General features: G+C 37.6%; 23 protein-coding genes. All 23 read left to right on the plus strand.

The annotated features are described in order from the left end of the window. The first annotated feature begins 113 nt into the window (after window positions 1-113). The 23 genes from VJJ80_03570 (at window position 114) to VJJ80_03680 (ending at window position 23,165) form a co-directional block, all read left to right on the plus strand. On the plus strand, window positions 114-1,448 hold the full coding sequence (locus tag VJJ80_03570) for a replication-associated recombination protein A (protein ID HLC39168.1): 1,335 nt from the start codon (window positions 114-116) through the stop codon (window positions 1,446-1,448). A 121-nt stretch (window positions 1,449-1,569) separates the two neighbouring features. Then, window positions 1,570-1,830: a hypothetical protein gene (locus tag VJJ80_03575; protein HLC39169.1), complete on the plus strand. Its 261-nt coding sequence runs from the start codon at window positions 1,570-1,572 to the stop codon at window positions 1,828-1,830. Beyond that, window positions 1,827-2,324: a hypothetical protein gene (locus VJJ80_03580; GenBank protein ID HLC39170.1), complete on the plus strand. Its 498-nt coding sequence runs from the start codon at window positions 1,827-1,829 to the stop codon at window positions 2,322-2,324. The genes VJJ80_03575 and VJJ80_03580 overlap by 4 nt, the downstream gene beginning before the upstream one ends. Before the next feature lie 344 nt (window positions 2,325-2,668). Further along, window positions 2,669-6,283, plus strand: a complete 3,615-nt coding sequence (locus tag VJJ80_03585; protein HLC39171.1) for a YCF48-related protein — start codon at window positions 2,669-2,671, stop codon at window positions 6,281-6,283. Between the two features lie 32 nt (window positions 6,284-6,315). After that, window positions 6,316-6,639, plus strand: a complete 324-nt coding sequence (locus VJJ80_03590; GenBank protein HLC39172.1) for a hypothetical protein — start codon at window positions 6,316-6,318, stop codon at window positions 6,637-6,639. Between the two features lie 23 nt (window positions 6,640-6,662). Continuing rightward, window positions 6,663-7,010: a hypothetical protein gene (locus tag VJJ80_03595; protein HLC39173.1), complete on the plus strand. Its 348-nt coding sequence runs from the start codon at window positions 6,663-6,665 to the stop codon at window positions 7,008-7,010. A 28-nt stretch (window positions 7,011-7,038) separates the two neighbouring features. After that, a complete protein-coding gene (locus VJJ80_03600) occupies window positions 7,039-7,698 on the plus strand; it encodes a M23 family metallopeptidase (protein ID HLC39174.1) in 660 nt (219 codons plus the stop codon). Window positions 7,699-7,720: 22 nt separating this feature from the next. Then, entirely contained in the window at window positions 7,721-8,050 is a 330-nt protein-coding gene (locus tag VJJ80_03605) for a hypothetical protein (protein ID HLC39175.1), read from the plus strand. A gap of 11 nt (window positions 8,051-8,061) precedes the next feature. After that, window positions 8,062-9,408 carry a CapA family protein gene (locus tag VJJ80_03610; GenBank protein HLC39176.1) on the plus strand — a complete coding sequence of 449 codons (1,347 nt, stop codon included), beginning with the start codon at window positions 8,062-8,064 and terminating at the stop codon, window positions 9,406-9,408. Between the two features lie 52 nt (window positions 9,409-9,460). Continuing rightward, window positions 9,461-9,826, plus strand: coding sequence for an HIT domain-containing protein (locus VJJ80_03615; GenBank protein ID HLC39177.1), 366 nt, complete (start codon window positions 9,461-9,463; stop codon window positions 9,824-9,826). A 59-nt stretch (window positions 9,827-9,885) separates the two neighbouring features. Continuing rightward, window positions 9,886-10,092, plus strand: a complete 207-nt coding sequence (locus VJJ80_03620) for a 30S ribosomal protein S21 (protein ID HLC39178.1) — start codon at window positions 9,886-9,888, stop codon at window positions 10,090-10,092. Between the two features lie 17 nt (window positions 10,093-10,109). Then, window positions 10,110-10,553, plus strand: coding sequence for a GatB/YqeY domain-containing protein (locus tag VJJ80_03625; GenBank protein HLC39179.1), 444 nt, complete (start codon window positions 10,110-10,112; stop codon window positions 10,551-10,553). A gap of 10 nt (window positions 10,554-10,563) precedes the next feature. After that, a complete protein-coding gene (ybeY, locus tag VJJ80_03630) occupies window positions 10,564-11,010 on the plus strand; it encodes an rRNA maturation RNase YbeY (GenBank protein HLC39180.1) in 447 nt (148 codons plus the stop codon). Between the two features lie 63 nt (window positions 11,011-11,073). Continuing rightward, the gene (ftsA, locus tag VJJ80_03635) at window positions 11,074-12,309 is read left to right on the plus strand and encodes a cell division protein FtsA (GenBank protein HLC39181.1); all 1,236 of its coding nucleotides are present in this window, start codon (window positions 11,074-11,076) and stop codon (window positions 12,307-12,309) included. Window positions 12,310-12,395: 86 nt separating this feature from the next. Continuing rightward, window positions 12,396-13,580 carry a cell division protein FtsZ gene (gene ftsZ, locus VJJ80_03640; protein HLC39182.1) on the plus strand — a complete coding sequence of 395 codons (1,185 nt, stop codon included), beginning with the start codon at window positions 12,396-12,398 and terminating at the stop codon, window positions 13,578-13,580. 106 nt (window positions 13,581-13,686) lie between these two features. Next, on the plus strand, window positions 13,687-16,149 hold the full coding sequence (locus tag VJJ80_03645) for a vitamin B12-dependent ribonucleotide reductase (protein ID HLC39183.1): 2,463 nt from the start codon (window positions 13,687-13,689) through the stop codon (window positions 16,147-16,149). A gap of 25 nt (window positions 16,150-16,174) precedes the next feature. Next, window positions 16,175-16,699 carry a cob(I)yrinic acid a,c-diamide adenosyltransferase gene (gene cobO / locus VJJ80_03650; GenBank protein ID HLC39184.1) on the plus strand — a complete coding sequence of 175 codons (525 nt, stop codon included), beginning with the start codon at window positions 16,175-16,177 and terminating at the stop codon, window positions 16,697-16,699. Window positions 16,700-16,719: 20 nt separating this feature from the next. Further along, on the plus strand, window positions 16,720-17,139 hold the full coding sequence (locus tag VJJ80_03655) for a DUF4430 domain-containing protein (GenBank protein HLC39185.1): 420 nt from the start codon (window positions 16,720-16,722) through the stop codon (window positions 17,137-17,139). 19 nt (window positions 17,140-17,158) lie between these two features. Next, the gene (locus VJJ80_03660; GenBank protein HLC39186.1) at window positions 17,159-17,677 is read left to right on the plus strand and encodes a DUF6580 family putative transport protein; all 519 of its coding nucleotides are present in this window, start codon (window positions 17,159-17,161) and stop codon (window positions 17,675-17,677) included. Next, the gene (gene trxA, locus VJJ80_03665; GenBank protein HLC39187.1) at window positions 17,650-17,979 is read left to right on the plus strand and encodes a thioredoxin; all 330 of its coding nucleotides are present in this window, start codon (window positions 17,650-17,652) and stop codon (window positions 17,977-17,979) included. Before VJJ80_03660 ends, trxA begins: the two co-directional genes overlap by 28 nt. A gap of 380 nt (window positions 17,980-18,359) precedes the next feature. After that, a complete protein-coding gene (locus VJJ80_03670; GenBank protein ID HLC39188.1) occupies window positions 18,360-19,562 on the plus strand; it encodes an exonuclease SbcCD subunit D in 1,203 nt (400 codons plus the stop codon). 8 nt (window positions 19,563-19,570) lie between these two features. After that, window positions 19,571-21,649, plus strand: coding sequence for an SMC family ATPase (locus tag VJJ80_03675; protein ID HLC39189.1), 2,079 nt, complete (start codon window positions 19,571-19,573; stop codon window positions 21,647-21,649). A 442-nt stretch (window positions 21,650-22,091) separates the two neighbouring features. Then, a complete protein-coding gene (locus tag VJJ80_03680; GenBank protein ID HLC39190.1) occupies window positions 22,092-23,165 on the plus strand; it encodes a hypothetical protein in 1,074 nt (357 codons plus the stop codon). The last annotated feature ends 405 nt before the right edge of the window (window positions 23,166-23,570 follow it).

The following is a 23,570-nucleotide window of genomic DNA, read 5'->3' on the forward strand; positions in this document are numbered from 1 at the left end:
AAAGACGACCATATTATAGCATACCCTCAAAATAAGTCAAGTCTTTTAGGCTCGGGACCGAAAAGACTTGTTTTACGCACCCCAAAAGATTATCATATAATAATAGGAGTGATATGTCTGATCTCTTTGATGAACAATATGCTCAAAACTTAAAAGCCCAAGCCCCTTTAGCTGATCGAATTCGACCGACTAAACTTTCCGAATTTGTCGGACAAAAACATTTTTTAGCCAAAGATAAACCATTTCGCCAATTATTACAAAAGGGTCAAATTAATTCATTAATTTTATGGGGACCGCCAGGTTCTGGTAAAACTACTTTAGCTCGTTTAATTGCTAGATTCACCAAATCTCATTTTTTTGAATTTTCAGCTGTAAATGCCGGCGTTAAAGATGTCAAAAAGATTGTTGCGGAAGCTCAAGAAAGATTAAAATTTCGCCAACAACGAACTATTTTATTTGTAGATGAAATTCATCGCTTTAATAAAGCTCAGCAAGATGCGTTTTTGCCCTGGGTTGAAAATGGCACTATTATTTTAATTGGCGCCACGACCGAAAATCCATCTTTTGAAGTAATCTCGCCACTTCTCTCGCGATTACAAGTGATAGTCTTAAAGCCACTTTCAGAAATTGATCTTAAAATTATTTTAAAAAGAGCCATCAAAAGCCAAGTTGGTTTAAAAAATTATTCAGTAATAATTAATAACTCGATTCTTAATTTTTTAGCCAAACAGACAGGTGGTGACGCCCGTTCCGCCTTAAATGCCCTTGAGATAGCCACGATAGCTAAAAAACCAGATTCTCGGGGGATGCGCAATTTAGATTTAAATGATATTACCCAAGCTTTACAAAAACGAATGCTAAATTATGATAAAAAGGGTGATTTTCATTATGATACTATTTCGGCTTTAATTAAAAGTATTCGTGGGTCAGATCCTGATGCGGCTTTATTTTGGTTGGCAAAAATGATCGAAGCCGGAGATGATCCAAAATTTATTGCCCGAAGATTAATTATTTTAGCTTCAGAGGATATTGGCAATGCTGATCCAATCGCTCTAATAGTTGCGACTTCTGCAGCCGAGGCTGTAAATTTTGTGGGACTTCCCGAGGCACAACTCAATTTAGCCCAAGCCGTGACATATTTAGCTCAAGCTCCTAAAAGCAATGCTTCGTATTTAGGTTTATTAGCAGCCATTGGTGATGTTAAAAATCATCCAGAAATTTCCGTACCTTTGCATTTGCGCAACGCCGCCACGGAATTAATGAAAAGTTTAGAATATGGCAAAAATTATAAATATGCTCACAATTTTCCCGAACATTATGTTTCTCAGGATTATTTACCCCGAGAACTTAAAAATAAAGTATATTATCAGCCTGCCGATATTGGCTATGAAGCCAAAATTAAAGCTAGGCTTGATGATTTTAAAAATAAAAAATCATTTTTAAATTAATACTCAATATAATACGAGTTATAAAGCTGGTTTTTTTAATTGACAATTAATTGATTTTGTAATAATCTAAAGGTAATTTGAACATTAAAAATAAATCAGAACGTAAGGGAGGCGTAAACTGATGGCAGGTCAAGCACTAGACACAATCGTGATTCCGGTCTCGCTTAGTTTTTGTGGTATTAAAAAAGGGGCACCCAAAACAGGAGGCAAAAAAGATTTAGGTGAATTTGTCTCAAACATGATTTTTGATCGTTTACATAAAATGGGTGTGAATCCAAATGATCACACTATAATTATTGAAGATCCACAAAATCCCGAAAATGCGATGGTTTTTTCGATGTTATCACGACCCAAACAAAACCCAAGGAGAAGATCAAGATGACACCGCCTGAAAGTCCAATTGCATTAGCTTGGCAATGTTGGAATATTGCCATACATAGTGGAGACACCGGCGAAATGTTGAATATTGTTGATTCTACTTATCGGGTGGAGACTATGCAATCCGATAGCGGTGGTACATATTCAGAACAAATTGGGTTGTTCGCTCAAGCGAGAAGATTAGGGTTAACTTCAGCTATTGTATATGCGCGTGAAATCGCTGATCGTCAATCTTCTGAACGAGCTCAAGTTGCTACTTTTTATCAGCTCGGCATGGAAATTGGGTGGGAAAGCGATTTTTCTAAAAGGGAGCCGAAAATGCTGGGTTACTCTCGGCAATTGCTTTTAATTTTTGCGGTACGCAACTTGACCCTAATGATTATCGCTGGCGCAATAACAACCTGGCTCAATACGAAACCTGTCGTTTTTGTGCCCTTTATACCGCCGCTTTACAGGCCTATCCAGACTTTACTCATCGTGAAATTTGCGAAGCATTGAATTTTCCAAATCCGATGTATCTTGTCAACCATCCCGCAATTTTTCGAACCATAAAACTTATCAGGAAATGGGTTGGTAGATAAAGATAGTTTTCTAATTCAAGCCGTTACCAGGCAATTACCCGAAATGGGTAAAATCCTGAGTCTCGGCTTTTTTTATGTATATAATGGATTTTAAAATTTTCAAACATGACTTTCTGGTATAATTTTTGAAATAATACTTTTGTATATGATATAATAAAATTAATTGTGGATATTTTTAATTCTTATATATTTTAGGGGGGTAAGATTAACATTAAATTCAAAGGCAGAACAATAAAATTAATTGTTTCTGTTTTATTGTTAATGGGACAGTTTGGATTTTTTGGTTATATAGTTCTCAAACCACAAAAACCAGCCAAGGCAACCGATCTAAATGTTAATCCTAATTTTTGGAATCGGTCGGACATGGATTTTGGGACTAAGACGGGTGGGGTTTTGGGCGCCACCAAATTTACCGGAGTGAGCAATAATAATTTTTATAGTACCTCCATTACTAATACTACTGATACCACCGAACTTCAGGTTTCCAAGACCATTACAGAAACTCTTAACGGTAGCTGGAATTATCCTGGTGGCGATTGGGTGATAATCGTTGGCGATTCAGGAAAAATTATCAAATCGACAGATCAAGGATCAACCTGGGCAAGTAAAACTAGCGGCACCGCCAATGCTCTTTATGGAGTGAGTGCTTCTACTAGTGTGCTTGCTTTTGCGGTTGGCGCCTCAACGACTATTCAAAAATCAACCAACAGTTGGGAAACCTGGGTTTCAAGCAATACTGGCGCGCCGGCCAAAGATTATTATGCAGTTCATGTTTATTCAGCTACTGCCGCCGTGGCGGTTGGAGCAGACGGCACGATTATTAAAACGACGGATTCTGGCGCCAACTGGGTACAAAAAGGCGGTGGGGTGACCGCCGCTCATCTTCGCGGAGTAACCACCGCAGACGGCACGAACTTTTTTGCGGTTGGCGACGGTGGCGTGATTGTTAGATCTGCGGATGTGGGAGAAACTTGGGGAATAGTTGGCGGAGAGGTAACAACCAATAATTTAAGAGCCACTCGGGCTTTTAACACTACCAATGCCTGGGCGGTTGGAGACGCTGGCACAATCCTCTATAGCAGCAACAATGGCGCTAACTGGTCTGCGAAAACGTCCGGTACCACTGAAAATCTCTATTGCGTTTATGCTCCAGAAGCGACACGCGTTCGATTTGGAGGTACCAACGGCACTTTTTTATTTACTGATAATACGGGCACTTCTTTTACTGTTAATCAAAGCCCGGGAATGAATGGCATTATTAGGACAATCAACGGCAGATTTAGAACCAAATATATCGCTGTCGGCGATAGCGGAACGATGAGGATATATAAATCTGAAGGAGCCACTCCGGCCACAGACAGCCGTTGGTCCACCGTGCTTTTCGAAGACACCAGCCACGATTTAAAGATGCCTTTGGTTGGTTTTATTAAACTCAAATTAAGCGGGTTTTTGGCCAATGAATATGCCGAAGTTCGGGTGATGGGTTACACTAATAACACTTCCCAAGAAGCCATTACCCCTATTAATTTACTCGGAGGAATCTCTTTTAAGATTTATACTGACAAGATAATGATGGGTGATTTTGCCATCGCCAGGGATGTCGGCAAAACACAGGTGACTATTGACAGCCAAAACTATATGTTTGACGAAATCTATTTTAACGCCCAGCGCCATGCTACTGTTAGAGAAGGATTTTTATTGATAAATTCAAAAGAAACTTTGGGCCAACAGGCAGGAAGTAGCACTTCATCCGTTGATTACAAAAATAGGATTGAGATTACGATTAATAGCAATGCCGGCAAGGTTCAGCTTGACCGGTTGTCTTTAGCGGGGCCGACCGCCCCGGCCAGCAAAAAATCACTTTCTGATTCTTTCCCTGATACTGATAATTTGCAAGCTCTTAGTAATGTCGAATTAACCCAAGCTTCAGCTAGCCCTTTTACCAAAAACCCCGCTAATCCGATTTTACCAGCCGGAGGCGTTGCCACTAATTATTTATATAGCGGTATTAGAAGCGGCAATACTTTTCAAGGATGGGGTGGACATTATGGCACTTCAAATGGGCCATACGCCTGGTATCGTTTTTCGGGTACTTATCCGATCACGGGGCAGTTGACGATGGACGGCACGCCCTTTATCGACACCGGAAATATAAGAAACCGAGAATTTGCCGACCCGAACATATTTTTGGATGATGACGGTTTATATAAAATGATTTTTAATATTTATGCTTGTTATAACGACCGGGTGTATGCCAACGACGATTACGGGGGGGTGGCACTGGCGATTGGCGGCACCAGTCCGACTGATACTTTTGATATTTATCCCAATGCTCAAGATCCGCTTTTACTAATGAGCAGAAGAGGCAATCTTAATCCGTTGGGAGAACTGCCCGATTCGGTAGCCATCACAAAAACAACCGGCTTAAACGCTAATGAAAAATATATGATGTATGGCCAATCAAAGCTTGATGTCGCGGGCTCGATGACTAACCGCGAAATGGTTACCTATACCGGTGCTACTCCTTATAATGTTACGACTTGGCCAACCGGCAATGTGCCTTTGCCGACCTTTTTGTTTTCAATGGAGCAAGTTCAAATAATACAGCGGGATATTGATGACTATATTTTAGTTGGCGGACAATCCGGTTCTACCGGTAATCCGTATGTGGTGCGTTCTCGCAGCCCTTATTGGTGGGAGCCAGGCCTGTTTTATCCGATGACTGGCGCCGGTGGCAGTTGGGAATCAAATAAGGTTTGGTTCCACTTTATGATTCCTAACGAAGAAAGCGGAATTTTTGATTTGTTTTATCGGGCTACGGACGTCGCTGCTAATGGTAACACCGGCACTGCCACTGCCCGTCTCGATGGTTTCGAATGGATGAGTTTATCGGCGGGCCAGGCCTCCGGCTCGATGAACACCGTAGAAATTGTCAAACCAGCCACCGGCTGGAATGAACTTAACCTTAATCTAGATCAAGTAGGCGGTGGCGATAACATTAAAGCCGAGGTTTTAGATGCCGCTGGCAATCCCATTGCCGGCTTTACTCAAGCTGAAGCTGATGCCATCACCACTCCCGGCACGTCGGTCAAAGCCAGCTGGAACGGCAATACCTCGCTTAAATCCATTACTGGCAACATCAAACTCAAGTTCTATTTCACCAAAGCCGTGAATGCCCCTCGTCTTTACCAATATAAATTATATCCCGGCACAAATCCGACCCTAACCTCTCTAAAAGCTGAAAATCGTACCAATCCGGCCGGTACTTCCTTAACTCCCACACTTTCTTGGACATTTCAAGATGCTGATACCAGTGATACGCAAGACGCATATCAAGTAATATTAGCCTCGACACAAGCTAATATTAATAATAATGTGGGCGATCTTTGGGATTCTGCAAAAACTACCAGCGCCAATAGTTCTGCCATTGCCCCGGTGACACTATCCAATGAAACTGTTTATTGGTGGAAAATTCGAACCTGGGATCAAAATGATAATGCCAGTGATTGGTCGCTGGCGCAAACCTTTGCCACCACCAAAGCTGGACCATCAACTGTAACTGAAATTGTTGATAATTATATTACCAATAATATTAATGTCCCATATTCGATTATTAGATATTTACCAGCATCGCTCACTTCAACCTCAAAAGATACTATTGCCCTACAAGAAGAAATCGATAAGCTCAAAGCTGAAATTTGTCCCGGTTCAGCGGCGGATTGTTCTGGCCTAACTCAGGTAGGAGAAAAAATCATTAATAAACCTTTTGGGGTATCTTCAAATATCGCTTATCCGTGGATGATTTTATCTTTAATTTTAAATTTAACCTGGATTTTAAGAATTTTAATTACGCGCACCCAACCCTTTATCCCTTAAAATTTGTTTTTAATAAAAATATAGGAGGAATTTTGGATAAAATGGTTTACTTCACCTCTAGAATTATTACCGGGCTTTTAGTTTTATTATTATTTTTTATTACCATTGGTGAAAGTATTATGGGGTTTAATTTGGGTGGATTTTTAATGCTCTTAGCTTTAGATTTAGTTATTTTATTTTTTACAATTATCGCTTGGCGCAAACCCAAAATTGGCGGGATAATATTTTTAATGCTGGGCATTTTTGCTACTACAATGATGATTGTTATGCCTGACCAAATGGATTTAATGCCAATATTAGTTTTTGGGTTGCCGATTATAGTCGCTGGCATTTTATTTTTAATCGAAGGTTTTTAACTTAAAATAAATAAGGAGGAAATATGAACAAGAAAACGCTTTATATTATTGGTTTGGTAATAATTTTTTTAGCAGCAGGTAATTATCTTTTATATCGATACAAACCCGATTTATTCGCTTCGGTTTTAACCACTTATGGTAATTTTGAGTTCGCCACTAATCAAAATAATGTTAATGTTTATTGGAAATACCCGGGTATTACCACCTATCGATATGCAGGTTCACTGCCAGTTGCACGACAATACAAACTAATTCAATGTAAGCGCGGCGTTACATATAATATCAAGCTGGTAAAAACAGGTTTTCGTGATAATTTTTTTAATGCTTTTTGTCCTAAAAGAACCGGCATTATTCTTTTAACACCAAAATAAATTACTAAACATAAATAGTTAATTTTTAATGAAAAAAATATATATAATAATAGTTATTTTTTTAATTATAGGTTTGGGAACAATTAGTTATTTTGGATATAAATATTGGCAAAATAAACCTAAATCAAATAATCAATCTAATACAAACTCTAATTCAAACAATATCCAAACCACCAATCCACCCTTAGAAAGCAAATATGGATTAGTGTTTCCAGTTGATCAATTTAAAAAACGCCTTTTCAAAAAACCATTTGGAAAATATATCACCTCGCAAAACTCACCGGTTCAACCAGAAAGATTTGCAGGCTTCCATACCGGCGTTGACATCGAATATGAGGATATTACTACTGACGTACCAGTTTATGCGATCGCTGATGGAAAGGTTGTTTTATCGCGAACCGTCTCCGGTTATGGAGGAGTTTTCATGATCGAAATACAGTTAAATGGAGCAACACACACAGTTTTATATGGCCATATTCGGCCAAGCTCTTTACCAAAAGTTGGCTTAAAAGCTAAAAAAAGTGATCAATTAGCAGTTTTAGGCACAGGTTATAGTTTGGAAACTGATGGGGAGAGGCGACATTTACATTTTGCTGTATTGTCTAATCACCGACTTGATTTGAGAGGATATGTTCAAACCAAATCAGAATTAACGGGTTGGATCGATCCGGCGACTCTATATAATTAATAATTTTTATTTTAGGGGGATGATGAAAAAACTATCAAAAAGTTGGTATTTTTGGGGGATTATTATCTTTGGTCTTGGTTTTTGGTGGAATAATTATAATCCTTTGGCGCTATTTCATTCATGTCAATTATTAAGATACACAAATCCGTATTTTAGTTTTACCGGCTGGATATCGGGACAGAGACTTGCCCTAAATAGTTCGTCAAGTATTATTTCGAGTCTCACCCCAAGTTATTGCTATTTTCCAACTTTGTTGGGTTTAATAATAATGACGATCGGAATAATTATTCTTATTGTTGCAATTTATAAACATCAATTATCCCGTCAAAAATTACAACCTAAGCAATTTTAAAATTTAAATATATGAAAAATAATGCCAAATATCTTTTATTATTAATTTTTTTAGCAGTTATTTCTTTTATTGTTTGGGATAAAAGCCAATCGACCTCATTAAATCAAGTCGAAAATAAAACTTTCTTAAAAAAAATTGATAAGATTTATCTCGAACCTGCTCTCGATAGCCAATTTAAGCCGCATATAAAATTATTTTATGAGGACAATAAAGTCCAATATTCTTTAATTTCCGATAAAAATATGGCAGAAATGGCAATTATTTCCCAAAAGGATAATTTTAGTTTAGATAAAATCGAAGAAATTACCAAAAATTATCACCCAACGTATATTAAAAAAAATTATAATACTTGGGAAGCTGAAACTAAAACTATTTATTTCTATTCAAAAACTGCTAATACTCACCAAAAAAAATTATTAGATTATCTTAAACATCAAACCGCTAAGGAAAATTGGACAATGGCTGCTGGTGGAGATATTATGCTTGCGCGTCATGTTGGCAAAAAAATGCTCGAAGCTTCTAATTGGAATTTACCGTTTTTGAAAATTAAAAATCTTTTTTATTCAGCCGATGTCGCTTTTGCAAATTTAGAATCTCCATTTGCTGAAGGAGGACAAAAAATCTTTGAAGGCATGGTTTTTGGAGCCGATCCTAAGGCTGTTTCAGGCTTAAAATATGCCGGCTTTGACGTCTTGTCATTGGCTAATAATCATTTTGGAAATCAAGGCAAAAAAGGTATGAACTACACCATGGATTTTTTGACTGAAAATCAAATTAATTATTCTGGAGCGGGTACAAACCTGACTAAAGCCCGAAGACCCACCTTAATTGACGTTAACGGCTCCAAAATAGCTTTTTTAAGTTATGAAGGGGTAGATTCAACCCCCCAAAATTACGTTGCCGATGCGACTTCCTCGGGTTTTGCCAAATGGAATTTAAACACATTGGCTCTGGATATTAAAAATGCCAAAAATGAAAAAGCTGAATTTATTATCGTCTCCATGCATGCCGGAACAGAATATAAATATTTACCGCGCGACGACCAAAAAGATTTTGCCCGAAAAACCATTGATCTTGGCGCAGATTTAGTGATTGGACATCACCCGCATCGCATACAAACTTTTGAAAATTATCATGGTAAAATGATTTTTTACAGTTTGGGTAATTTAGTTTTTGACCAAATGTGGTCAGAACAAACAAAACAGGGCATGGTAATTAAATTTGAGTTTGTTTCGAATCAAATAAAATCATTTCAAATAATTCCGGTGTATATTGAGAATTATCAACAACCCAGATTTTGTTCGCAAAATGAAGCCGAACAAATTTTGAATAATATTCTCCCTGATTCTAAGCTTTAAGTAATTTTATATTAGTGTTATATTTAAATTAGAATTAAATTTTGGAGGAATAATGGATAATTTACCAGATCCTGGTCCTGAAAAATGTATTTTTTGCCAAATTGCCGCCAATAAAAGTCCGGCTGAAGTTGAATATTCTGACCAAAATGTGGTTGGTTTTTGGGATATTCATGCCCATGCTCCTGTGCATATTCTAATTATTCCCAGAAAACACATTTCTTCGATTGAAGATGTTAAAGAAGAGGATTGGCCAATTGTCTCCCAAATGTTTAAAGCCGCCCGAGAAATTGCGCACAAGAAAAATCTACACAATAACGGGTATCGCTTGGTGGTTAATTATGGTATTAACGCGGGCGCTATGGTGGACCATTTGCATTTACACTTATTGGGTGGCAAGAATTTGGGGCCAATCGCTTGAAATCTTTATCGTTTTTGGGTATAATAGAAAAAGATTAAGAAAGAGAGGTGTTTTAAACCGTGTTAGAAGTTAGAAGCAAGAATCGCGAACCGGCGGAAAAGCTTTTCCGCCGATTTAATCGCTCTGTCCAACAGAGTGGTATTTTAAGTTTGGTCAAAAAGAAAAAATATTATAAAAAGAAGGTTTCTAAAACCGTGAGACGTGACGAAGCTAAACGTGAACAAATGGTAAAAGAGCTACGTCGAAAAAGAAAAGAAGGTTATTAATTTTTAATAGGATTAATATGGTTAAATTATTAGATCAAATTGAAGCAGATTTTATCCAAGCCTTAAAATCAAAAGATAAAAGCCTGGATGTTTTAAGAATGTTAAAAAGCGCTCTTAAAAATGCTGAAATTGCTAAAAAAGAAGCCTTAAATGATACTGAAATTTTATTGGTGATTCAAAAAGAAAAAAAGCAGCGTCAAGACTCAGTTGAGGAATTTACTAAAGGCAATCGGTTAGAGTTAGTCGCCAAAGAAAAATTTGAAATCTCAATTTTAGAAAAATATTTACCAAAAGGCCTAAATGAAGCCGAATTAACCAAAATTATTGATGCCGCAATTTCAGAAACTGGCGCAAAATCAAAATCAGAAATGGGTAAAGTAATGTCAAAAGTTATGCCACAAATTACTGGTCGTGCCACCGGGGAACAAGTTTCTAAAATAGTTAATTCGAAACTTGCGTGAAGTTATAATTATGGAAAAAACTTTTTTGATTTTTATTAATCAAACTCGCAATATAAATTTAAATCAATATCAATCACAATTTGAAGAAATTCTCGAAAAAATTCTCAAACCGCTTAAATTAGCTAATAATCTTGAAATTTCAGTCACTTTTGTCACCAAATCTGCGATTAAAAAAATAAATCTTGAACATTTAGGTAAAAACATTACTACCGATGTTTTGAGCTTTAAAAGTGAAATTCCCCTAAGATCATCTAAGGTTTTAGCGGATATCTTTATTTGCCCCCCTAAAGCTAAAATAAATGCCCAGAAAGCGGCAATTTCCGAAAAACGTGAAATTCTTCAGTTATTTATACATGCCCTAATGCATATTTCAGATTTAGATCATGAAAAACCTCAAATGAAAGAAAAATGGGATTTGATTTTTAAAAAATTGACGAATATAATAGAAGAGAAATAGCAATCGTTTTTTAATTTCATTTGATTATTGTATATTATAATTTTATTTTTATGGGAGGGGTTAGTGGCGACATCAAAATCAATGATCTGCAGCTTAGACATTGGCACCAATAAAATTGCCACTTTAGTTGGGCAAAAAAAAGAATCAGGTGAGATTGAAATTTCCGGTTTCGGTCTATCTCCATCATCAGGTGTCAGAAAAGGCATGGTGACTGATATTGAAGAGACTATTTCAGCCATTTCAGCTTCCCTTGAAGAAGCTGAAAGAATGGCGGGAACACCGCTTGAAAAAGCGATACTCTCTGTTGGTGGGGTGCAAATCTCATCAGCAAATAGTAAAGGTGTAATTGCCGTTTCTCGAGCTGATGGCGAAATTTCCGAAGATGATTTAATGCGTGTGATTGAGGCTGCTAAAGCTGTTTCTTTGCCGGCAAATCGAGAAATTCTCCATGTTATCCCTCGAATTTATACTGTCGATGGCCAAGATGGTGTCAAGGATCCGGTTGGTATGACTGGTATTCGACTTGAAGTCGATGCCCACGTTGTCTCAGCCTCAACTCCTTGTATTAAAAATTTAACTAAATGTGTTTATCAAGCCGGCTTGGATATTGAAGAATTAGTATTTTCAGGGATCGCCACCTCGTCAGCCTTTCTTTCCAAACAACAGCAAGAAATTGGTGCCGCCGTGATTGATATTGGTGCCGCCACTACGACAATGGCAGTTTTTGAAGAAGGCAACATTCTTCATTCTGCGGTCTTGCCGGTTGGGTCAGATCATATTACTAATGATATTGCAATTGGCCTTCGAACTTCAATTGATGTTGCCGAACAAATCAAAATTAAAAATGGACAAGCCACCCCAGACGACATTCGCGAATCAGAAGAAATTGATTTATCCAAAATAGATAAATCAGAAAAGCAGAAGGCTTCTGCGGTATATGTGGCCGAAATTATTGAAGCCAGATTACAAGAAATCTTTTTATTAATTTCTGACGAATTAAAAAATATTGGTCGTGATGGTACCTTACCAGCCGGGATTGTTTTAACGGGAGGGGGATCAAAAATATCTGGAATTTGCGATTTAGCCAAAAAAACTCTCAGATTGCCCGCTCAAATAGCAAAATTACAAGTCCCTGTTACGGGTATGATTGACAAGTTAGATGAGAGCATATATGCTTGTAGCATAGGCTTAATGATTTGGGGATTAGGTGCCACCCGTTCCGGAGTCATTACTCGGGGTGGGGAATTTAATCGCACCGCCAGCAAGCTCAAGTCAATCTTTAAGCATTTTTTACCATAGATTAAATCCCTAAATTTAGTATATTTTTTAAATTAGTATATAATGATTTTAAGATAATAATATAGGAGGGGCTGAGGGGAAATATGATGAAGCCGATCGATAATTCAAAACCCGCGATCGTGAAACCTTCTGGTCCCGTGGAAGCATCAAAAGTGGATACGTTTGCCTTAATCAAAGTTATTGGTGTTGGCGGTGGAGGCTGTTCAGCCATCAATCGTATGATCCAGTCCAAATTGCACGGAGTGGATTTTATTGCTGTCAATACTGATGCTCAAGCTTTAGCTCATAACGAAGCCTCAACTAAGGTACAAATTGGTAAAGAAACAACCCGTGGCTTGGGAGCCGGTGCTAATCCTGAAATCGGTCGAAAAGCGATCGAAGAAAACAAAGAAGAAATTTATGATGTAATTAAAGGTTCGGATATGGTTTTTGTCACCTGTGGTTTGGGTGGTGGCACTGGCACCGGATCAGCCCCGATGATTGCTGAAATTGCTAAAGAATTAGGGGCTCTAACTGTTGGTGTGGTGACAAAGCCTTTTGCTTTTGAAGGACAAAGACGCGCTAAAATAGCCGAATTAGGCTTAGAAGAGCTTAAAGATAAGGTTGACACTTTAATTACTATTCCTAATGATCGGTTATTGTCAATTATCGATAAAAAGACTTCATTATTTGACGCTTTTATGATCGTTGATGATGTTTTGAGACAAGGTGTTCAGGGAATTTCAGATTTAATTATCCTTCATGGTATTATTAATGTGGATTTTGCCGATGTGAGAGCGGTGATGTCTGACGCTGGCTCTGCCCTAATGGGTATTGGTCGCGCTTCTGGTGATAATCGAGCCATGGAAGCGGCACATGCCGCCATTGAAAGCCCTTTATTGGATTTATCTATTGAAGGCGCTAAAGGTATTTTATTCAATATTACCGGTGGTCCAGATTTAAGCATGTACGAAATTGATGAAGCAGCCAAAGCCATCACTGAAGCGGCTGATCAAGATGCGAATATCATTTTTGGAGCCATCATCGATGATGCCATGCAAGGCGAAATAAAAATTACAGTTGTTGCTGCCGGTTTTGAAGGACGTCTACGACACGAAGAAAAAAAGCGAGAAATGACCACTGTTCAACAATTTCCGGACACTTCTAGTTTAGAAAACCCCGTCGAAGACGATTCTTTTTCAGCCTCACCCTTTGCCCCAGAGCCTGCAAAACCCGAAGAAGAAGAGGATGAACTCGAGGTTCCGGCCTTTATTCGAAAAAAATTAAAATAAAAATCTTATTAAAAACAAAATAAAATATGACTAAAAGGGGCGTGTCATATTTTTATTGTTCTAAAATTCAAATATATAATTAGTTTAATAGATAAAAGGAGGGATCGTGGCATCTCAAAAAAAAATCAGCCCTAAACTAAAACTTAATCTTGATGAAACCCATTGGCCTGGCAAAAATAAAATGCCGGATGATCTATCTGAACCAATTTTATCCGACAATGCGCGAGAAATTTTAATTAAGCGTTATTTAATTAAGGATGATGATGGGAATCCTTTGGAATCACCCAAGGAATTATTTTGGCGCGTCGCTTATTATATTGCCGCCGCCGATCTCAAATATAATAAAAAAACAGATCATCTTAAACTAGCGCGTGAATATTATCAATTAATCTCAACCACGGATTTTTTACCAAATTCCCCGACTTTACGAGGCGCTGGCAGGGAGATTCACCAATTATCGGCTTGTTTTGTTTTACCTATCGAAGACACTATGGATGGAATTTTCACGACGCTACATGATATGGCGCTAATTCACAAAGGTGGGGGAGGGACTGGTTTTTCCTTTGGAAAACTTCGACCAGAGGGGGATATCGTGGGGGTAACTGGTGGAATTGCGGGCGGCCCAATTTCATTTATGCGTATTTTTGACTCTGTGGCCCAAGAAGTGATGCAAGGTGGCGTTCGAGTTGGTGCTAATATGGGTATTTTACCAATTACTCATCCGGATATTCAAAAATTTATTAATTGTAAAAAGGACGGCGCCTCATTCCGCAATTTTAATCTTTCGGTGGCCGTGACTGATGATTTTATGGAGAGAGTTGAAAAAGGTGAGAATTATGATTTAATTAATCCCCGAACTAATGAAAAAATGGATCGCCTTAATGCTAAAGAAATTTTTAATGAAATTATCGAAAATGCTTGGACTAATGGTGATCCTGGGATTATATTTATTGACAGCATGAACCGAGATAATCCCACCCCGGCTTTGGGAAAAATTGAATCAACTAATCCTTGTGGAGAACAACCCCTTTTACCATATGAATCGTGTAATTTGGGTTCAATAAATTTATCTCGTCTGGTTACTTTGGATAAAATTAATTGGGATAAATTAAAAAATATTGTACATCTGGCGGTGAGATTTTTAGATAATGTCATTGATGTTAATAAGTATGCCGTCCGCGAGGTTGAAAAAATTACCAAAGCTAATCGAAAAATTGGTTTAGGAGTAATGGGTTTTGCCGACATGCTGGCGCAATTAGAGATTCCATATGCCTCCGAAAAGGCCGTTGTTTTAGCTCAAAAAGTGATGGGTTTTATCCAACGTGAATCTCAAAATGCCTCCCACCAATTAGCTAAAAAACGTGGTCCCTTTCCGAATTTTAAAAATAGTATTTATGCCAAAAAAGAACCAATCAGAAATGCCACCATCACCACCATTGCGCCTACTGGAACCCTATCATTAATTGGCGGTTGTTCAGGAGGTATTGAACCATTTTTTGCCTTAGCTTATAAGAAAAAATCATTATTCAATAAAGATGGTTCAGCATCTTTAGAGCAAATTTATGTCAACCAGACTTTTGAAAATATCGCTAAAAAAATAGGTTTTTATTCGCGAGATTTATTAGAAAAAGTAATCGATACCGGGTCTGTCGCTGATCTTAAAGAGGTTTCGAAAAAATATAAAGATATTTTTGCTACCGCTGGCGAAATTGATCCTGAATGGCATATTAAAATGCAAGCGGCTTTTCAGACACATGTTGATAATGCGGTTTCAAAAACGATTAATTTTGCCAACAAGGCCACCATTGAAGATGTTAAAAATGTTTATTTAACCGCTTATAAAACTAAATGCAAAGGGATTACGATTTATCGAGATGGTTCTCGGGATGTCCAGGTTTTAACTAAAGGCAAACATGATAACCAAATTATTAAAACCACTCCAGATAATGATCTAATTTTGGATACTTCAATTACTCATCAAAAATTAGCACCCCGAGAACGACCCGATAAAATTGCCGGTATGACTTATAAGGTTATTACTGGCTATGGTAATATGTATGTAACGATTAATGAAGATGAATTTGGCGATCCATTTGAAATTTTTACCCATATTGGTAAATCCGGTGGGTTCTTTGCTGCCAAGGCTGAAGCAATTTCCAGGTTAATCTCCTTAGCACTCCGTTCTGGAATTGATGCCCATGAAATCGTTGACCAATTAAAAGGGATTCGTGGCCCAAATCCAGCGTGGGGCGAAAAAGGGATGGTTTTATCAATGCCAGATGCCATTGGTCAAATATTAGATTTGCATATCAAAAAAAATCAAGAACAATTAAGTTTGGATAATTACCAAAAACAAATAAATCCAGAAAATTTAGAAAATCCAAATCAAGAAAATTTAATATCTGCAGGCTCAAACAATGATGCGCCCGACAATCACCAATCAGCCGAAAAACTTAAAACTCTCGCTGATTTAGGCGATGCGCCGGCTTGCCCAGAATGCCATGAAGTTTTAGAATTAGGGGAGGGGTGTTTAAAATGTCATTTTTGCGGTTATTCAAAATGCGCTTAAACTTTAATAATTAAAATAAACAAAAATGAAAAATCAAGGATTGACACAAGTATATACTGGTGATGGCAAAGGTAAAACTACCGCGGCGTTAGGCTTAGCTCTAAGAGCGTTGGGTTGGAATAAAAAAGTTTGTATGATACAGTTTATAAAGGGTGATAAAAAAATTGGCGAAATCAAAATTTCCAAAAATTATCTGCCGCACTTTTCGATTCATCAATTTTCTAAAGACACGCGTTTTATTTTAAAAGCCAATAAATCAGATCAATTACTTGCTCAAAAAACCCTCAAACACGCGGAGAAAGTAATTAATTCAAAAAAATTTGACATTGTGATACTAGATGAAATTAATATTGCTATGTCGCTAAAATTAATTACAATCAATTCAGTTTTAGAAATAATTAAATCAAAACCTAAAAAACTGGAATTAATTCTAACTGGACGCAATGCTCCTCAAAAAATTATCGATGCCGCAAATTTAGTGACAGAAATGAAAATGATCAAACATCCATATTATAAAAATATTCCAGCACGAAAAGGAATTGATTTTTAACTTAAACAGGAAGGAGAACCGTGCCAAACGTAAAAGTTACCAAAATTTCAAGTAAAATTAGTACTGATTCCCGATGGAAAATTGGTTTAGTCGTTGTGATAGCTTTAACTGCTATTTTTGTTTGGAAAGATCTGACCACCCAAAGAACTGGGAGTGAAAATTCAAATCCAGAAGTCCTAGGCGCACAAACCATCACCTACAAAGGTGTTGATGGGAAAACTACTTTGGATTTATTAAAAAAAGATCACCGAGTTGAATATTCTGATTCAAGCTTGGGGGTTTTTATTAATTCAATCGATGGTGTTGCAAACTCAACCGAATCGTATTGGATGTATTATGTTGATGGGGAGTTAGGACAATTAGCACCTGATAAATTTATGACGAAAAATAATCAAACCATTGAATGGAAATATGAAAAAATTGATAATTTAAATATTTAAGTAAATTATATGAGGTTTGATGGTTTACTTTTTTATTTTTGCCGGTGCCGCCTTGCGTTTACTGCCGCATGAACCAAATTTTACCCCAATTGCAGCAATAGCTTTGTTTTCCGGTGTAAATTTATCTCGAAAGCAAGCTTTAATAATTCCTATTTTAACTATGTTGGCTGCTGATATTTTTATTGGCTTTGCCAGTTTTTGGGTGACAATTTCGGTGTATGGCAGTTTTTTAATTATCAGTTTATTAGGTTTATGGCTTAAAAATCACCAAAAAATTCAAAATATGGTTATGGTCAGCCTTACCGGTTCATTTATCTTTTTCTTTTTAACTAATTTTGCAGTTTGGGCCGCAACGCCGTGGTATGAAAAAAATCTTCAGGGAATAATTAATTGTTATTATATGGCTTTGCCGTTTTTTAGAAATACAGTTTTAGGTGATTTATTCTACGTGGCTGTTATTTTCGGTTTATTTGAATTATCAAAATTATTAGTTTCAAAAAGGAGTGTGATATGGAAAAAGATCTCTTTATTGAATTAAATGATTCAAAATGGAAAAATGAAATTATTAAAGCCGAAAAGCCGGTCTTAATTGATTTTTATGCCCCATGGTGCGGTTCATGCAAAGCCTTAGAACCAACCCTTAAAGCCTTTGCTTTAAAATATCAAAATAAACTTAAATTTGCAAAATTAAACGTTGATCAAAATCCCAAAATTGCCAACCTAAACCATGTGATGGGTTTACCAACCTTATTATTATATAATCAGGGTAAGATTGTGACTAATTTAACCAGAGTTCAATCATTAGCCCAAATAGAAAAACAACTTGAAAAGCATCTTTAATGCTGACATTTTTAGATTTTTTAAATTTTACTCTCAATGTTTATTTAGTGATATTATTTATTCGCGTTATTTTATCATGGTTCTCGTTCAATTGGGATAATCCGCTTTTAAACTTTATTTTTGAAATCACAGAACCTGTCCTTATCCCATTTCGAAAATTTGCCACTTTTGGCAACATTGATTTTTCACCCGTGCTCGTTATGATTATCTTAGAAATTATTAGGCAGGTGATTAATAATTTTTTATGAAGCCTTTCCAGCTTAAAAATCAGATAAATTGTGAGATTTTAGGCGAAATCCGCCGAAGTCCGATTATTTATTGGCACGAAGGCGGATAAAATCAATCTAATTTCATTAAATTTGTGAGGTAATCTGAAAATTATCCATTTTGCTGATATTCATATTGGTATGGAAAATTATGGAAAAATAGATAATCTCACCGGTATGAATTTTCGATTCATGGATTTTTTAAATTCATTTGATGAACTAATCGTAAAAGCGAAAAATATAAATCCAGATCTTATTGTTTTTGCCGGCGATGCTTATCGCGATCGAAATCCGACCCCAACCCACCAACGGGAAGCGGCGCTCCGTTTTAAAAAATTGGCCCTAATTGCTCCCACCATCCTAGTGGTTGGAAATCATGATTTGCCGCAAGCCTTAGAAAAAGCCAATACTTTAGATATTTTTTCCGCGCTCGAAGTTGAAAATATTATCGTTTTTCGAAGACCGACCCTAAAAGTTATCCAATCAAAATCTGGTTCGGTCCAAGTTTTGGCCTTACCCTGGATTACCAAAAGTAAACTGTTAGAAAAAGATCAATTTTTAGGAAAATCAGCCGATGAAACTCAAATTTTATTGGCTCAAAAATTAAATCAAATTACTAAAAAATTTATTGACAAAATTAATCCCAAAATTCCAGCCGTTGCAGTTGTTCATGCCACGTGTGAAAATGCCACTTTTGGCTCAGAAAGATCTGTGATGCTTGGCACAGACTTAATTTTATCGGAAAAATCATTTATCAGTCCTAAAATCCAATATGTTGGTTTAGGGCATATTCATAAATTCCAAGTTCTCAGAGAAAATCCGCCCATTATATATGCCGGTTCGATTGACCGAATTGATTTTGGGGAAGAAAAAGATGCCAAAGGTTTTGTGGTAGCTGATATTGAAGTTGGCAAAAAAACTGAATATAAATTTATTAAATTGTCGGTCCGTCCTTTTAAAACCATCAATTTGAAATTAGATTATTTTGATGATTCCCTTGAAAAAACGATTAAAAAACAAATTGGTCATGCAAATTTTAAAAACACGGTAGTGCGCGTTAAGGTTAAAATGCCCGCGGACTTGATTGGCCAGGTTAATGAGCATCTGATTAGAAAATATTTAAATGACGCTTTTCACATTGTTTCAATCACTTTTGAAACCCCGCAAACTCGTAAAATCAAACAAACAGTCTTTTTAGAACAAGGTGAAACTCCTTTAAAAACTCTAATTCACTACCTGGAAATTAACAAAGTCTCTTCCAAAAAACGCGAACAATTAATTAAATACGCTAAAGATTTAATTGAAGAAAGGGAATAGAAGATATTATGGTACCAGAAAAATTGCAATTACACAATTTTATGAGCTATCAAAACCCAAAATCTTTAGATTTTAAGAGTTTTAATTTAGCTTGTTTGGCTGGCGATAACGGTGTGGGCAAAAGTTCGATATTAGAAGCATTAAGTTGGGCAGTTTGGGGGAAATCTAGAGCCTCCTCGGATGATGATTTAATTTTTCAAAAAGCTTCTGAAATGTGGGTTGAATTTACATTTCAACTTGAAAAAAGTCATTACAAAATCTTGCGCAAACGGATTCGCAAAAAAAGAGGTCACTCTGAACTTTATTTGTTTTCTTTTTCACCCAAAACCAAAGGTTATCACTCTTTATCAGAAGACAAAATTTTGAACACGCAAAAGAAAATCGAAAAATTAATCAAGATTCCATACCGAGTTTTTATTAATTCTGCCTATTTAAGGCAAGGAAAAGCCGATGAATTTACCACTAAAACTCCGGCGGAACGCAAAGATATTTTAGCTGATATTTTGGATTTAGAATATTTTGATGATTTATCTAAATTTGCCCGTGAAAAATCTCGAAACTTTCAAAATGAAGCTAAATCTCAAAAATACCATCTCGATGAGCTTGAAATGGAAATGACCCGCGAGCCAGAAATTAAAAAAAGTTTTCAAAAATCATCTCAAGTTTTCAAAAAAATTAATTTACAAATTGAAACTGTAAAACAACAACGACAAAACTTAGAAGTAAAAATTAAGATCGCAAATAAAATTAATTTAGAATTAGAAAATTTGAAATATGGCTTAGAAAATATTATTTTTGAGGGCAAAAAATTAAAAACGGAAAAAATAGAAACCGAAATGGAACTTTCCCAAATTGAAAAATTAACAAAACGCCGAAAACTAATTCATGATAATTTCGAAAGGCTTCAAAAATTAAAAAAAGCTGAGGGATTAATGGCCACAAATCAAATTCAAACTTTAACCTTAAAGCAAAAAACTGCCAGTTTTATAGCAGATATTGACAAAATTAAATCCCAAATTAAGAAAATTAGCCATATTGCTAAATGCCCAACCTGTTTGCGAATTTTGCCTAAAAATGAGGCTGGACAAATTATTAATAATTTAAACCAAGAAATTAAAAATCAAATTCAACCAAAATTAGATCAAATCCAAGCTAAAATCGACAAGATTAACTATTCTCACCCAAAACACAACCAGGTTAAGTTTCTAATTCAAAATTTAGCTTCAGCCGAAGATGATTATAATCAATTATCACAACTCGAAGCCGTATCTTTTGAAAAGAAAAAATTACTCCAAAAAATTAATTTAAAAATCAAAACCAAAAAAGATGAATTTATTAAACTAAACTCAAAAATCACCAAGCTTACTGCCAGCCTGAACAAGTATTCTGAGATTGAAGAAAAATATCAACAAATTAGTCAGAACATATCTGAGTTAGATAAAGCACATTCAAATATTAGGGAAGAGCTTGGCGGTTTGCAACAAGAGATAAAACACTTAGAAAGCGTTTCGCAAAAATATCATCAACTAAAAACTCAGCTTGCCAAAAACCAAAAAGATGCCGATATTTTTTTGGAGCTGGCAGAAATTTTTAGTAAAAATGGCATCCAGGCGAGAATTTTAGATAATGCCATTCCAGAAATTGAAAATCAAACCAATCAAATCTTGTCAAAATTATCGCAAGACACTATGAAAATTAGTTTTGAAACCCAAAAAGCCAAGAAAAGCCAAGATCAATCTTTAATTGAAACTTTAGACATCGCGATTACTGATAATAATGGCACTAGAAATTATGAAATGTTTTCCGGTGGAGAAGCGTTTCGAATTAATTTTGCCATTCGCATTGCCCTCAGTCGGTTTTTAGCGCAAAAATCAGGCGCTAAATTGCAGTTTTTAGCTATTGACGAAGGTTTTGGGACCCAAGATGACAACGGTCGTTTACAATTAGTCGAAGCGATTAATGCTATTTCTCAAGATTTTAAAAAAATTATTGTCATTACCCATATTTTAGAACTCAAAGATGCTTTTGAAACTCGAATTGATATTACCAAAGATGAAAATGGCTCACACATTACAGTGGCTTATTAATATAATTTGTAAAAATTAATAATTTTAAATAATTTATTTAGAATTTATAATTATTTACAGTTGAAATGTTTATTATATAAATAGGAGTAGGACAAATAAAAAAGCTTAACTTGACAAATATTGTCCGATATAGTATAATAACGGCAAAGGAATTTTTATCGATTTTTAAAGGGGGGTCCCGTTTCGGGATCCGTTTTTGAAATTAATTTTTGAAAATTGTTTGCATTAGTTACAGTTGGTGGTTATTTATTGTTTTTTCGGCCAAGGTTTGGCTGGGAATTAGGACAGCTTGTACCAATTTAGGGTTAGTGCCCGCAAGTGAGGTACGAATGTACCACTCTCCCGGTCAAACTCTGTTCGCAAGAACAGTGATGTTATATCAGTGACACCGGCACCCTTTGGGGTTGCCACAGTCAGTACCTGAACAACGAGGTGAAACACAATGACCAGATCCACAGTCGTATCCATCGTGGTCGTTCTGCTCGTCGTCGCGTTCGCGCTTCCTATGGCGGATGCCGCTGGCTTTGGGTTGTCCATGACGCCCAGCCAACATGAAGAGTTCGGACGCTGTAACGTCTGGATAGACGCTGTCTATCCAGATGCCCTGCGAGCCAGCACATCGTGGGGCGCAGATCAAGTTCCAGAGATTGTCTTTGCACCGGACTTGATACTGCGCGTCAATTGGACCTCTGACTCGGGCAACTGGAAATCCGCTCGGGTCGGTCTGGCTGGAAATCGTCGGTTTGAGGTGAAACTCCACGGTGAAAACCGCGGGGACATCATCTCGGCGGAGATCCCTATCAGCGAGTTCGGAGGTGAAGCCGGTATGCAGGGTCTTTGTCTGATCATCGGGCAAAAAGCCTCGCACCGAGCCATCATCTCACTGCCCCTAATCGGAGATGTCGGAAAGAAGGGGCAGTACAATGAGGACTGGGGACTGATCAGATTCACTTTGATTCGACCCCTGACCGGCCCGGAGATGTTCGGACCTGTTCCTGAACTCGGCTTGTCTGCCCTTGAGGCGTTCCTCCTCGTACACAACGGAGGCACGCCCACGATCGGGTCAGTGGATAAGGATTTGGTTCGCCAACTCGTCGAAAGACGTCTGGCTGCCGGTCCACGATTCACTGATCCTCCAACGGATTCAGCTACAGTTGGGTCTGCAGAACAGGTAGAGGGGGTCATGATCGAAACTCCGCCCCCAACGCCTGCTGTCGTGACCGAAGCACCAAAACCTGTCGAAATGGAAAAGCCGGAACCCGCAAGGGATCTGGTCATCCGAATCGAACAGGTGTCGTCAGACGAGTTTCGGCTCGTCCTGCCACAAGGCATCAGCCGGTTTGTCTACTCCTACACTGCCTCCAATCAGGAGACGGCGTGGAGTGATCCGGTGTCCACTATTGCTCAGTCGGTCAACTACAAGGTTTGCCCTGGAGCGAAATACCTTCAGGTGCGAGCCGTGACAGATAACGGGACTTTTGGCCCCGTCAATACATTCAACTTCGGAGGTGAGTAGCATGACCCGGGTCTTCGGACTCGTGTTGGCATTAGTCGTCCTTTGCTCGGCATTTGCATTCGCCGAGCAATCCACGACTATCCAGATTAAGAACGTCGTCCCAGATCGTCAGTTGACGATTCGGGAGCAGCGGTTTTTGGCCACTATACCATCTGGTCCTTCGGGATCAGATACGTATGGTCTTCGTGAAGCCTGTCGGCAAATGTTGCTGGTGGGCATTATCCACGTTCCCGCTGATGGGAAGTACCGCACAGGGGACGCAACCAGATACTGGTCAATGTACCAGGTCTGGACTGCACCGCAGGTGGTTACGATTCCCGTCATCCAAGGCCCACCCGGACCTGCCGGTCCTCAAGGACCACCAGGAGAACTTGGACCTCCCGGACAACCCGAACCTGTGGCTCT

Source organism: Patescibacteria group bacterium (assembly GCA_035288465.1).
Lineage (GTDB): Bacteria > Patescibacteriota > UBA1384 > DATEAH01 > DATEAH01 > DATEAH01.